Annotated in this window: 9 protein-coding genes; all 9 read left to right on the top strand. The window is 43.3% G+C overall.

Going from position 1 to position 13,916, the window contains the following annotated elements; genetic code table 11:
- The first annotated feature begins 297 nt into the window (after window positions 1–297).
- The 9 genes from ACVBDU_RS19845 (at window position 298) to ACVBDU_RS19805 (ending at window position 13,893) form a co-directional block, all read left to right on the top strand.
- The gene (locus ACVBDU_RS19845; protein WP_447181447.1) at window positions 298–1,362 is read left to right on the top strand and encodes a sensor histidine kinase; all 1,065 of its coding nucleotides are present in this window, start codon (window positions 298–300) and stop codon (window positions 1,360–1,362) included.
- Window positions 1,337–1,957 (top strand): response regulator transcription factor, encoded by a 621-nt coding sequence (locus ACVBDU_RS19840; protein WP_447173627.1) that lies wholly within the window; start codon window positions 1,337–1,339, stop codon window positions 1,955–1,957. The genes ACVBDU_RS19845 and ACVBDU_RS19840 overlap by 26 nt, the downstream gene beginning before the upstream one ends.
- Before the next feature lie 492 nt (window positions 1,958–2,449).
- The gene (locus ACVBDU_RS19835; protein ID WP_447173626.1) at window positions 2,450–2,944 is read left to right on the top strand and encodes a TlpA family protein disulfide reductase; all 495 of its coding nucleotides are present in this window, start codon (window positions 2,450–2,452) and stop codon (window positions 2,942–2,944) included.
- On the top strand, window positions 2,941–4,614 hold the full coding sequence (locus tag ACVBDU_RS19830) for a DUF6029 family protein (RefSeq protein ID WP_447173625.1): 1,674 nt from the start codon (window positions 2,941–2,943) through the stop codon (window positions 4,612–4,614). The genes ACVBDU_RS19835 and ACVBDU_RS19830 overlap by 4 nt, the downstream gene beginning before the upstream one ends.
- A gap of 193 nt (window positions 4,615–4,807) precedes the next feature.
- Window positions 4,808–5,743: an Omp28-related outer membrane protein gene (locus ACVBDU_RS19825; protein ID WP_123217843.1), complete on the top strand. Its 936-nt coding sequence runs from the start codon at window positions 4,808–4,810 to the stop codon at window positions 5,741–5,743.
- Window positions 5,744–5,973: 230 nt separating this feature from the next.
- The gene (locus tag ACVBDU_RS19820) at window positions 5,974–6,126 is read left to right on the top strand and encodes a thioredoxin family protein (protein WP_394342884.1); all 153 of its coding nucleotides are present in this window, start codon (window positions 5,974–5,976) and stop codon (window positions 6,124–6,126) included.
- Window positions 6,127–6,786: 660 nt separating this feature from the next.
- Window positions 6,787–8,379 (top strand): sphingomyelin phosphodiesterase, encoded by a 1,593-nt coding sequence (gene sph / locus ACVBDU_RS19815; RefSeq protein WP_447181446.1) that lies wholly within the window; start codon window positions 6,787–6,789, stop codon window positions 8,377–8,379.
- A 544-nt stretch (window positions 8,380–8,923) separates the two neighbouring features.
- Entirely contained in the window at window positions 8,924–12,538 is a 3,615-nt protein-coding gene (locus tag ACVBDU_RS19810; protein ID WP_123217841.1) for a SusC/RagA family TonB-linked outer membrane protein, read from the top strand.
- A gap of 206 nt (window positions 12,539–12,744) precedes the next feature.
- The gene (locus ACVBDU_RS19805; RefSeq protein ID WP_447180155.1) at window positions 12,745–13,893 is read left to right on the top strand and encodes a transposase; all 1,149 of its coding nucleotides are present in this window, start codon (window positions 12,745–12,747) and stop codon (window positions 13,891–13,893) included.
- Window positions 13,894–13,916 lie beyond the last annotated feature (23 nt).

Raw genomic sequence — 13,916 nt, 5'->3', positions numbered from 1 at the left:
AGTTTGTTGGCAGCCCGGTAAAACGGGCTGCTTCTTTTATATGTGGCTGCCAACCGGTATGGATGTATCATCGGCCTCAACTCAATTGGTTCTCGTTTGAGGCCGGCGGAAACGAGGGCTCATCGTATAACGCGTACGAAAGGGCATTACTCCGGATAATTATCGGGATGCCGGATAAAATGGGATCCGTTACAAACAGGCACCAGCGGGGAGATCCCGGGAAATCGAACAATCAGTTATAGAAACATCAACCACATGTATAGTCAGTATTTTTCCCATAATTCTTGATGGTGTGGCATGAAAAAGAATTACTCCAATATTATGTTCTGCCTTTTTGTTTCCATAGGCATTTACAGCCAGGTATATCCTTACGGACTGTATCCTTTTGACGAGGGAGAGTTGTATTTACCCGGTTCTATCGGGTATAGTTATAAATTGACCAGGAACGGAGAGACCTATCAGGACTGGTCTGAACCATCCCGTGAATTGAATACGCATTTCTCTTTTTTGCCCCCGGGGGATTACACCTTTATAGGTAAAGCAACGAACAGGCGCGGAGAATGGCAGGGCGGCTGTATTTCTTATACATTTACCATACCGCCCCCTTTTTGGAAAACAGGATGGTTTTTTATATTGCTTTTTGCATTGTCCGGAGGAGTTACGCTGGTAATATACAGGACCCGGACCCGTCATGTGAAATACATCAATAGCTTACAAAACGATTTTTTCCGTCAGCTGATGGAAACGCGGGAAGAAGAGAGGAAACGGATAGCCAGGGAACTTCACGATGGAATAGGCCAGAGCCTGGTATTGCTAAAGGCCCGGCAGGAGGAAGAAAGGTTTAGCTCACAGATACAATTGTTAATTGATGATATAAAACGGATCTCCGGCAACCTCCATCCGGTATATATAACCAGTATGGGGCTGTCCATGTCCCTGGAGTACCTGATAAGAAATATAGACGAAGTATCCTCTGTTTATTTCAAAAGTACAATCAGCAGGGAGGTCGATGAGTACTTCAAAAAAGAAAAGGCTTTACATATCTATCGCATTGTCCAGGAAAGTCTAAACAATATCATAAAACATTCAGATGCAGATGAAGCGCTGATATCCGTTGGGATAAAAAGTGGTTTTTTAAAAATAAAAGTGGCAGATAACGGTAAAGGAACAGCATGTAATCCGGCGGCCGGGAAACCATCCATGGGATTGAAAACCATGAAAGAACGTATGGTGCTATTAGGAGGTGAATATCAGGTCGTTGAAAAGGGAGAACTGGGAGGCTTTGAAATCTGCTTTAAAATACCAATATCGGGCCAGTATAAAAAAAATAAGCAAAATGATAAAGATATTATTAGCGGATGATCATCCTTTGGTTCGGAGAGGGTTGAGAGATGTCCTTAGGGAAGACCCGGATAATATAGTGGTGGCAGAAGCCAGGGACGGAGAAGATGCGCTTAACAAAATCCTGCACTACAAACCGGATATGGTCTTTATCGATATCAATATGCCTCATAAAGATGGTATAGAAGTGATCAGAAATGTACGGAAAAAGTATCCCGGAATAAGTTTTATCGTATTGACAATACACGATAATCAACACTATTACAAAGAAGCTATAGAAACCGGAGTTAAAGGGTATTTATTAAAGGATTATGCTTTGACTGAGATTAAAGATTGTATGAATACCGTGAGACAGGGTAAAAATTATTTGAGTCGTTATATGGACTGCGATGAAAATACGGGGTGTACGGACGTGCTGAAAAAAATAACGAGAAGGGAAAAGGAAATATTAAGGGAGCTTATGGATGGAAGCAGTAATCGCAAACTGGCTGAAAAGTTCTTTTGCAGTGAGAAGAACATAGAAAGAATAAAGACCAAGCTACGTAAAAAACTGGATCTGCCCCCTACTTACAACGCCCTGCTTTCCTGGGCAATGCAGAACAGAAAACTTTTATGATTCCCAAAAGGGACAAGCCCGGTCAGGCCCCGTAACAAAAACGGCTTTGCGTTGTGGTATTGCCCGCTCTGCACTTTATCACGCAATAAAAAGGCATAGCGAAGCTGGAAAACCTGTCCCGGCACAAAAACCTTATTCTTAAAAATAGGAGTTTCCCTATACTTTTTGTAATTCATAAAATCTACATTCGTCATATTATTTAACAAAAAAATAATATTATCATAACCCTAAAGCAAGCATTAATGATATGGGGCTGTTTTAATCAAAGGAAAAATACATTCATCATATTTTAAGCCGTTTTTTAGTCACAATATACATGTACAGCTGTAAAAAAGTGTAGTGACAGCCTTTTGACACTTTACATGTATGAGGATTTACGGGAGTTTCTTAAAAGGGCGAAAATTATTATGACGGCAGGAAAAGGGAATACCGTGATTGAAGCCGGTTTATCGAAAAATAATCTATAATCATTTAATTAAAATCAGGTATATAATGAGATTAACCTACGTATTTATAGCTGCTACCATGTTGCTTGTGCATTTTTCTGCCTCCGGGCAAAGCCAGGAAATCCCTTCTGTCCCTTTAAAGGCTTTAACGGGAAAACATTTCGATACGGTACAATTCAATGAAAGAGAAAACCCCGTGATATTGAGTTTCTGGGCCACCTGGTGTGGGCCCTGTTTAAAAGAACTGGATGCCATCAACGATGTTTATGCCGACTGGCAGGAAGAGACCGGGGTTGAACTATACGCCATATCGACAGACGATTCCCGGGGAATAAAACGTGTAAAACCCCTGATCAACGGAAAAGGGTGGGAATTTGAAGTATTGCTCGATGAAAACCAGGATTTTCAAAGAAAAATGAATGTTGTGGCAATGCCCACGGTATTAGTAGTATACAAGGGGAAAATTATCTATCAGCATACCAGTTACGTTCCGGGCTCCGAGAATAAACTCTATGAAAAGATCCTGGAATATTCAAAATGAAAAAGACGTATGCTATGGTAAAAAAGACAGGTCTGCTTTTTTTGGGTCTGACATTGATCTCAAATCTCAGTAATGCACAAATAAGCGGAAGTCTGGAATCTACCGGTCAAAGGTATGTAGATGACAATAAAATACAACTGGACGGGGAAGACGCCGAACACCGCTATCGTTCCAATTCCTATTTAAAACTCGACTATATTACGGGCTCCTGGAGTTTTGGGGTCCAGGGGGAATCCTATCTTCCCCTATCCCTTCTTAACTACAATCCGGAACTGAAAGGGGTGGATATCGGGACAGTTTATGCCAGGTACAGTAATAAAAAATTAGGGCTCGATGTAACCGCGGGACACTTTTACGAACAATTTGGAAGCGGATTGATATTGCGTAGCTGGGAAGACAGGCAATTGGGAATTAACAATGCCATTCTCGGAGGGCGTGTTGAATATGCTCCTGCAGACGCACTGACATTTACATTCCTCGGGGGCAGACAACGTGTAGGTTTGGGCTTTGACCTTTCCAAAGGTACCCTCTACGGCGCCAATATGGAAGCCGGACTTTCGGATATTTTAGCGATCGGTACTGTCGATATAAGCTTCGGGTTGTCTTATGTAGGCCGCTATGAAGATTATGAGCATCGTTATTTGAACGGTAACAATGCGCATCTTGTAAATTCCTATTCCGGGCGGTTAAGTGTATCTAAAGGCGGCTTTTATTCCGAAATAGAATATGTCCATAAAGGAAAGGACCTGTTGATGAATATGGGGGCACCGCTGATAGATGGAAATAAAAAAGCCGGAAATGCTTTTTTATTGGACCTCGGGTACGCCAGAAAGGGGCTGGGTGTCAATGCCTCCCTGAGAAGAATGGAAAATATGAGGTTTTATTCCCAGCACGATCTGGACGGTAACGTATTTAACCGGGGAGTTGTCAATTATGTACCGGCTTTGACCAAACAATACGACTATGCCCTTCAGAATATATACGTATACCAGGCACAGCCTCAATATCAGACAACCCCCAAAATCGCGGCCGGGGAAATAGGCGGGCAGCTGGACCTTTATTACAAGTTTAAGAAAAACAGTGCCCTGGGAGGAAAATACGGAACACAGGTAGCTTTAAATACGTCATACTGGGGTGGACTGGATATTGAAGGAGACCCGGAAACAGGGATGTATACAACAAAAGCCCTGGGCTTTGGTGATAAATACTATAACGATATGGCCGTGGAGGTCAGAAAAAAGTGGTCCAAAAACTGGTCGTCCGTATTCATGTACCTCAATCAACACTACAACAGGGGATATATCGAAGGCAAGGGAGGCATGGTCAATGCCACTACGGCAACTGCGGAAACCACTTATAAATTCGGAAAGTCACAATCCATCCGGATGGAAGGCCAGCACCAATGGGTGAAAGACAATTTTAAGAATTGGGCCGCAGCAACCGTGGAATATGGACTTGACCAACACTGGTCCTTTTATGTTCACGACAGCTATAATTACGGGCTTGATAAAATCCACTACTATAATCTGGGGGCAAGTTTTTCGAAAAATTCTTCCCGGGTAGCCCTGAGCTATGGAAGACAGCGCGGGGGATTGCTTTGCGTAGGGGGAGTATGCCGTATGGTCACGGAAGCTGCCGGTTTTACTTTATATGTGTCTACTTCTTTTTAGTACGGGAGTAGTGGGCTACCAGATTATAACCAGAAATTTTTTAAAAAGACAGTATTCAGAATTTAACATTTTATACGTTTTGCCCCTTTCCCTGTCAAACTATGAATACAGGGAATATGGACTTATCCCGGTCTTCAGCTAGTGTCCGGATAAGTTCAACAAAATAACAGTTCAACTAATAAATTTTAATTTTATGAAAAACAAGTATGTATTGCTAATGCTGCTACTGGTCTCTGCCTTTTCACTGACCTGTTTGAATTCGTGCAGTAAGGGAGATGATGACGCTCCGGATAATAATGAGAAGACCCCCGACGTGGCGGATGAGGAACTCAAATATGAATATAAAATGCTGGTTGACCAGTTTACAGCTGATTGGTGCCAATATTGCCCTTTAGCACACTATTATATGGACGTCGCAAAAGAGGAGATTGGAGATAAAATAGTCATGTTAACATGGCACGCCGACCCCCTGGCAGAAGCGGCTAAAGAAAAAATGGAGGAGTTGGCTTCTAACCTTGGAGTAGGAGGCTATCCTACTTTGTTTCAAGGGCGTTATAGGGAATTCTCATATCCTACTGTCTTAAGCGATAAAAACTTTGATCCAAAATCTGACAATGATAAATTATCGAAAAACATAGAGAAAGATTTTTTGGATATAATAGAAGAAAGTAGTCCTGTAGGGATCGCCATTTCTTCCTCATTAGAGAAAACAAAAGGCCGTATAGAGATAGAATTTGCCTTTCCCAAGGATATGTCGGGATTGAGTTATGCTGCCTATGTGGTGGAAGATAAAATAATTCGACCTCAGGTAGATGCTACGGAAGGAAGGCTTTTTCCTAACCTGAAATTCGGAGATATAGAGATTATGGCGGATGGGAAAAAGTATGATATGGAGGGATTAGCCGATTTTGAACACAATGATGTAGTTAGGGGAGCTACTGGTACGGTTTCAGTCCCCAAAGAAAACATGAAAGAAGGAAGCTATAAAACTACTTTAGATATAAACTATATTTCCGAGAATATTGAGAATTTAAAAGTAGTGATAGTGGCAACGGATAAAAGAGGCATATCTGTAAATACTCAAATTGCTCCGGGAAATACGAAAGTAGATTTTCAGATCATAAAGTAATATAAGGGGCAAAACGTATAAAATTTTAGTAAATAATCGTTAGCTTCAAAATAGCGATATAAGAGTTTTTTCCTGTTCCTGTCCAACTATGGAAAGACAATACTACAAAAACAGATGAGAAAAAATATTGTGATATACCTTCTGCTCCTGTTTAATGGATTTATGGGGCAGGCACAGCTGGTAATACCCGTAACCTGGCAGGCTAAGGCAGAAAAGCAGGTGAACCGGTAATGATCGATTTTACCGGACATACTTGTGTGAATTGCTGGAAAATGGAAGAGCGGGTATGGAGTGAAGAGAAGATATTGAATATCCTTAAGAACGATGTGGTACTGGTTTCCCTGTATGTCGATGATAAGTGGGAATTGCCTGAAAGTGAATAAAATATATCCGAAGCTACCGAAAAAAATAAGGACTATTGACAACAAATGGAGTGATCCGCAGATCACAAAATATAAGGCTAACGCACAGCCATACTACGCTTTGGTCGACGCCGGGGGCAATGACTTGGTAGGGTCGATAGGATATACCCCGGATGTCTCTCCATTGAAACCCCGAAAACGCCCATAAATACAATCCCTTAAATGGCCCTATCCGGGCTTGTTTGGAAGCAAATATCTACACGGTTCCAAGCTGGTCCTCGTTTGAGCTCCGCGGAAATGAGGACCCATTGTATAATGCGTTTATTACGACACTTCGACTTTGTTAGTACAGGTAAACTCAGTACAGGTGTAACGCACCTTAAAAGGCATTTCCCAACTGAAGTGGAATTTCAACTGTAACTTCATTCAAAAAATAAACTGGCGGTCAGAGATGCTAAAGTAATATTTGAGATTTACAACGAGTTGGGCAACATTAGAGAAATCCAATAAAATTTACAAAATCTCCATTTGAACCGGGAATTAACACTCTGTTCCAGGCTTTTTAAGACCTTGTCGCATAGTTTTTCATAACGCTAAAAAGTTAATGTTTCTATAATATTTTCATAAAATCTTTCTTCTGTAATCGAAGTAATTTTCTTTCTCTTACTAAAAAAGAAGACAATGAAGAAATTAAATTACGAATTTTACGCATTGTTATTGTTGCTTTTGTTTACTGCTTCCTGCAGCCCGGATCAAATATGGCAGGGGGCAGGAAGTGAAGAAACAGCACCTCTTATAGAAGAAGGAGGAGGAGAAGCGCCTGTAAGGGTGTTGTCCTATAACATGTATCTGCTTACTGAAGCGATTGCACTGGCCAGTAGCCAAAGTTGGTCACAGGAAGAAAGGGCATCCCGGTTAGGCAAGGCCGGTTTTATTAAAAACTACGATGTTCTGTTATTACAGGAATGCTTTGACAAGCCTGCAACCAAAGCATTATGCGAAGGCCTTTCGGAAACACATCCTTATCTGACACCTGTTTTAGGCATCTCGCAAAATGATTGGGATGACACACACAATTGGAGAGAAAATATTGCTGATGGTCATCTTAATGGCGGTGTGATGATTGCGAGTAAATACCCCATAGCACATATGGAACAGTATCTTTTCTCTGCGAACTGCTTTGTAGAGGGATTAGGGTCTAAAAAAGGTTTGGTATATGCCCGTATAATTAAAGGAGGGAAACCTATACATTTTATTGCAACACATATGCAATCTACGGGCAGTATAGCCTGCCCTGCGGATGTGGAAAGAAAAGTCAGGGAAGCCCAGCTAAAAGAGATCAGATCCTATATTGATGCCCTGGACATACCTGTGGACGAAATGGTGATCATTGGGGGGGATTTCAATATTGTAAAGGATACGGACGAGTATATGACCATGCTACAGACGTTAAATGTTTCGCCGCCCTCATACAAAGGTTTGCCATACACCTGGGATACAAAGACCAATAGCCTGGTTTCCTATACGTATCCTTATCCTGAAAATGAGCAGGAATCTCTGGATTACATCTTTGTGTCTGATGATCATCTTGTGCCGCCGTCATGGCAGAATGTTGTTTTTGATCCCGTCAGCACCACGCTAATGAGTCATAGGAACCTGTTTATGGATGTCAAAAAAGATTATTTCGTCGATTTTTCGGATCATTACCCCGTGGAGGGGAGTTTCTATTCCGATGCATCTACGCCCAAAGCAAGTATGAAGGCCAGAAAGTACGACCGTATGTCATTAAAAGCTGTGAGCACCGGAAAATTTATTGCCTGGAACCCCTCCGAAACTAATGATTGGTTAGCCGTTTCTGCTTCGTCTGCGGGCGAAAATACCTGGTTTAATATGGTCAATCTCGGGGAGCGTGACAATTATTTTGAGTTAAAAGAAGGGCCCGTCCGGGTAGAAATAAGTGAGCACCTTAATAATTTCTGGAGCAGGAAGGAGTCAGATGACGGAGCATATCGTTATTTTCCGAAATTCCAGGAGTCGCAATTACCCGGTTTGGAACTTGTCCTTGTCAAAAAGAAAGAGGGTAACCATTCAGGTATTATTGAAGACGGCGATATCGTAGCTTTTCGCGACAGGACGCCGGCAGGTAGGTATGGTTATCTGCAGTTGTCTGAGAAAGATAATACAACCCTGATTAACCTGGATGACAGTACCAGAGAGGAAGCGGAACAGTTTGAAGTGCACCTTCATCCGGGGCCGGTCGAATCCTGGAAATAAACGAGTTCATTTTTTAAAGAATAACAGAAGGCGTCCGCAAGGGCGCTTTTTTTGTTAGAAGCTGTTTGAATTTAGTTTTCGGAATACACATGAAAAGATCATAGGCGATGTCCTGAGTATACCTGTACTGGGCACTTCGGTACTCAGTGTATCACCTGTCGAAGTACCTGAGGGATAAAATTCATGTTAATCCTTGTCACCCATTTTTAGGAAATTGTAATATCTATAGTGAAGAGCCCGGCTTATAAGGCCAAATAAAGGTGTATAAAAACGCCCCTTCGATATTTAAACACTGTCATGTGACTCCTGGTATTACTTTATATGGATGAATTGGAACTTTTAAAAGAACATTGGAAAAAGGCGGAGGCCTTTCTGCCTGTATTGTCCGATGAGGAACTTATGGAAATAATCCGTAGGAAGGAGTCTTTTACCTCATTCGGGGAGAAATAGAAAAAGGAACAAAGCCGGCATCTTTTCCACGGAGCGGCTTTATTCCTTGTAAAACGATTAATTAAGGAATATTAACTAACCACACTACAAATATATGAAAATTAAACGGAAAAGGGGGAGGTGTTTAGACCGGGAAGGGTTGCTGTTGATGGGAATGAAAAGCATTATCTTTTTTTACTGCACCCTGGCCTTTGGCCTGGGGCCTTACGAGGGATTTTCCCAGAATGCCCGGGTGCGTATTGACACGGATGTTGTTTTATCCGTAAAAGAAGTTTTCCGCCTGATCGAAAGCCAGACGGATTACGAGTTTATTTATCGTCCCGATCTTCTGGAAGAGACCTTTCATACAGAGATAGCCGGGGGAGAGATCAGTGTAGGGGATTTGCTGGATAGGGTTCTGGCCCCGGGGAATTTCTCCTATGAATTTTATAATAATACGATTATTGTAAGAGAAAAGGAAGCGGTTTTTGGAGCAACTACAATACTGCAAACAGTTGAGGTTCGGGGAACAGTTACCGATGGCGAAGGAAACCCGCTCCCCGGGGTTACGGTTTTGGTCAGGGGGAGTGAGAACGGGGTTGTTACCGACTTTGACGGGAATTACCGTATAGAGGTTGCTGCCGGAGGGGTCTTGTCTTTTACTTTTATAGGCTTTGCTCCCCGGGAAATCATTGTTGAAGCAGGCTCATCTGTTATTGATGTACAACTGGAGGAACAGGCCGCCAGGCTGGAAGAGGTCGTGGTCACAGGCTACCAGGAACTCTCGGTAAACAAAAGTACCGGGGCAACTCAAACCATAACAGGCGAAGAACTCGAACAGAAAGGGCAGGCTAATCTGATGCAGGCTTTGCAGGGGATGTTCCCGGGCCTCAGTTTTGCCGCAGACCCTCAAAACGAGGGACAAACGAAATATACGGTAAGGGGTATTTCTACTTTGGCGGGGGATTCCTCTCCGCTTATTGTGGTGGATGGTTTTCCGCTGGAAGCCGACATCCGTTCGATAAACCCTTATGAGGTAGAGACGATAACCTTACTAAAAGATGCTGCCGCCGCTTCTATTTACGGCTCCCGTGCAGCTAACGGAGTGCTTGTAATTACCACGAAAAAGGGGAAAAAAGGGAAAGTTCGGGTAAATTACCGGAACGAGCTGACAATTACCGGCCGGCCGGACCTGGCTTACAGGCTTAATCGCATAGGTTCTGCCGATTTGGTGGATATCGAAAGAAGCTATGCCGAAGACAACAATGCCCGGACCTATCGGCAATACCTGGAAGATGGGGGAAGAAGGAGCCAGTCCATGGTGGCTCCCAGGAACCAGGTTTATAATACGGTAGCCATGGTTAACGAAGGACGGATGAGCCAGGCAGAAGCCGAAGAAGTCTTTAACAGGTTAAAGGGTATCGACAATACAGGACAATGGAAAAAACACTTTTACCGGAACGGTTTTCAGAATCAGAGTAACCTGAGCCTGAACGGGGGGGGCGAAAGGCACACGTTCAGGAGTACCCTCAACTATACGGCCAACAAGGGGAATAAAGTAGGGCAAAAGGACGATAATCTGATTTTTGATATTGTAAACAATATTGATCTGGGGAAGGGGATAGACCTGGATATAGCCGGGAATGTGGTGATTAATAGTTCCGAAAGCACCCCTTTTGATGAGTTTTATATAAAAAATATCTCTCCTTATGAGAGTCTGGTCGACGAAGAAGGTAATGCCCTCCCAGTGTTATTGCCGTACAGGAACCATCCTACGGACAATAACGGGTTATGGGATGGAAAAGAGCCTGAGGAGATCCGACGGCTTATAGATATGGGGTTATATGACGAGACTTTTTACCCCCTTAAGGAGTTGGGTATGCAAACCATAAATGCCGAAAATTTAGCAATACGGTTACAGCTCCGGCTCAATGCCAAACTCAGCAATGACCTGAAAGGCAATTTTAACTTCCAGTACGAAACAGGAAGTTCCGTGGAGAGAGATTTGCGAAAGAAGGATTCCTGGATCATGAAATCGCTTATCAATAATATGTCGCCCTATGAATATAACGGGGACCCCGGTACATTACCGATCCCTCCCGGAGGGCGCCGGATAGAAACCCGGAGAAACAGAAGGTCATATACCCTGAGGGGGCAACTGGATTTCAACAGGTCTTTCGGAGAGCACAGTATAGCGGCTATTGCGGGTTCGGAAATACGGCATGTATTCGGCCAGGGTACTATTACAGATCGATTCGGGTATGATGAGTCATCCGGGTTATTTCATCCCATCGATAAAAAAAGACTGTCACAATTTCCGACAAGTGATACCAACCACCCCGGTGGCAGAAGCGATAAATTGGATTTTTCAGATAATTTTGAAGAAACCCTTAACCGTTATTTCTCCCTATACGGCAATTATACCTATAGTTTTAAAAACCGGTATATCCTTTCGGGGAGTGTGCGGCTGGACCAATCAAACCTCTTTGGTACCGATCCCAGGTACCGATACAAGCCGTTTTGGTCTGTGGGAGGCAAATGGCGCCTGTCGGAAGAAGGTTTCTTTAATAGCACTGTCTTTAATAATATAGCATTGAGAGGGTCTTATGGTATTAACGGAAACATTTCCAATAGGTATGGACCGTTTAATATGGCAGAATTCACAATTCCCTATACTTTAAACAGCCCGGCGCTGAAAATAATTACGCCGGCCATAAATGACCTGCGGTGGGAAAAAACAGCAACCATCAATGCAGGGTTGGACCTCGGTCTCTTCAATAACCGGATAGGCCTTAGCCTGGACTATTACATCAAACGGACCAGGGATCTTTTGGCTGTAGGCATAGCAGACCCCACGCAGGGATTTTCCACGCTGGAGTACAACGAAGCCAATATAGACAACAAGGGGATTGAAATTGGGGTGAACACTGTTAATGTCCGGGCAGAAAAATTCAATTGGTCAACCAGGATTACGTTCAATCACAACAAAAATATGGTAACCAGGATTTACAGGGATGAACTTTATGTGTCAACACCCTATTACGCCGCAGGGGTCAGAAATTTTGAAGGGATGCCGGCCAATAGCTTTTACATATATACATATGCCGGGCTTAACGAAGAAGGATATCCAATGATCACTACCGGGAACGGGGAAGAACTCGTGTTGACCCCGGGCCTTAACCCGGAGGTCGTTGACCGGATTAACGCAGGAGATTTGCATAATGGCGGAACCGCAGTGCCTGTGTATTCGGGGAGTGTGATCAATAACCTTACGTATGGCCCTTTCGGGTTGTCGTTTATGTTTGTGGGAAGTGGCGGGCATGTATTGCTGAAAGATTCTTATAATGGTACGGGCGGTATATACCAGACTCCTGCCTACGTACATGCCGATGCAGCCAAGGGTTGGAAACAGCCCGGTGATGAGGCCCATACCGGTATTCCTGATGTACAGGAATATTATTTTTACCAGCAGAGCATACTTCGATACAGCACTAAAAATGTTATTCCCGGGGACTTTATCAGACTTCGCGAGTTGATATTTACCTATACCATACCTCAACACGCCCTGAAAAAAACCTTTATAAAAGGGGCGCGTTTTAACCTGAGGGGGAATAACCTCTTCCTCGTTACCAGGAACAGGGAAGGCATAGACCCCGAGTCACACGGGTTGGGTGTGCGGTATTTTCCCCTTCAACCATCATACAGCCTCGGGTTTACGTTAAACTTCTAAAAAGTAATGATGTAACCACAATACTGTGTTACACTTTGATAAAAGTTTCTGATTTATAATGAAATAAGTGTATAAAAAGGGATGAGAAAATTTTAATAAACAATTGGTTTTCAGTATTTTAATAGTGTTTTCCAAGACGTTTATAAGATATGGTCACCAAGGGTTATAACCTATACAAAACATAGATAGTCAACATATTGTTTAATATGCAAAATATCAACGCCTCCAGGCAGCGTTTCATGGTGGAGACTTTCACCCTGTTCTTGTCCATCAAGGGCCGTATCAACTTCCGACAATTGGAAAGATACAGCAAATATAGTGAACAGCGTTTTCGTATCCAATTCGAAAAGCCTTTCGATTTCCTTGGGTTCAATAAAGAACTGGTCCAACAGCACGGCAGCGGACATTACGTGATTGCCATCGATCCCAGTTACATTGCCAAATCAGGCAAGAAAACCCCGGGGCTCGGCTATTTCTGGTCAGGACAGGCCGGAGGGGTCAAACGCGGACTGGAACTCCTGGGCATGGCCGCCATTGATGTGGACAACCATACCGGTTTTCACTTGGATGCCCGCCAGACGCTAACCGATGCGTCTTGTGATAAATCACTGGCCGAACTTTATGCGGACTGTTTCGCTACCTCCAGCAATAGCTTATCCGGACTCTCCCGTGTGGTGGTAGCCGATGCCTGGTTCACCAAGAAGACCTTTATCGATACTGTTTGTGGGGCAGGATTCCATTTTGTGGGTAGGCTGCGGGACGATGCCAATCTCAGATACCTCTACCTTGGCCCCAAAAAAAGCGGCAGGGGCAGGCCCAAAAAATATGATGGTAAAGTCATACATAAAGACATCCGTGATGACCATTTCCAAACCGTGGAACTGGAAGACGGGACTCTGGCCATGACTGCCGTACTCTATTCGGTAGCCTTAGAACGCAATATCAGGGTGGTACGGGTACCTTGTGGGAAAAAATATAAGCTGTATTTTTCTACCAACACAACATTCAATGCAACAACCATAGTGAAGTATTACCGCCTACGTTTCCAGATCGAGTTCATCTATCGGGATGCCAAACAACATACCACACTGGAAAACTGTCAGGCCCGTAGTGAGAACAAACTCGACTTCCACTTCAATATGGCACTGACCGCTACCAATCTCGCCAAGGCAGCTCACTGGTTAAACATTCCCAAAGAACAACGCGGAGCGTTCTCTATGACAGACATCAAGACCATGAACCACAACGCTTTACTCATGAACCGATTTTTTTCAACCTTTGGGATCAACCCACACTTGAACAAAAATCAGAAATATATCAATGAACTTTTACTATACGGCACCATCGCCGCTTAATTTTTTAACGAACTATTGAAACA

The sequence above is a fragment of the Sinomicrobium endophyticum genome (assembly GCF_052983315.1).
This window is presented reverse-complemented; position numbering and strand designations above follow the sequence as displayed.

What these genes read in the sequence shown, in the direction of transcription:
- ACVBDU_RS19845 (WP_447181447.1), top strand. Translation starts at nt 298, where the DNA reads ATGAAAAAGAATTACTCCAATATTATGTTCTGCCTTTTTGTTTCCATA.
- ACVBDU_RS19840 (WP_447173627.1), top strand. Translation starts at nt 1,337, where the DNA reads ATGATAAAGATATTATTAGCGGATGATCATCCTTTGGTTCGGAGAGGG.
- ACVBDU_RS19835 (WP_447173626.1), top strand. Translation starts at nt 2,450, where the DNA reads ATGAGATTAACCTACGTATTTATAGCTGCTACCATGTTGCTTGTGCAT.
- ACVBDU_RS19830 (WP_447173625.1), top strand. Translation starts at nt 2,941, where the DNA reads ATGAAAAAGACGTATGCTATGGTAAAAAAGACAGGTCTGCTTTTTTTG.
- ACVBDU_RS19825 (WP_123217843.1), top strand. Translation starts at nt 4,808, where the DNA reads ATGAAAAACAAGTATGTATTGCTAATGCTGCTACTGGTCTCTGCCTTT.
- ACVBDU_RS19820 (WP_394342884.1), top strand. Translation starts at nt 5,974, where the DNA reads ATGATCGATTTTACCGGACATACTTGTGTGAATTGCTGGAAAATGGAA.
- sph (WP_447181446.1), top strand. Translation starts at nt 6,787, where the DNA reads ATGAAGAAATTAAATTACGAATTTTACGCATTGTTATTGTTGCTTTTG.
- ACVBDU_RS19810 (WP_123217841.1), top strand. Translation starts at nt 8,924, where the DNA reads ATGAAAATTAAACGGAAAAGGGGGAGGTGTTTAGACCGGGAAGGGTTG.
- ACVBDU_RS19805 (WP_447180155.1), top strand. Translation starts at nt 12,745, where the DNA reads ATGCAAAATATCAACGCCTCCAGGCAGCGTTTCATGGTGGAGACTTTC.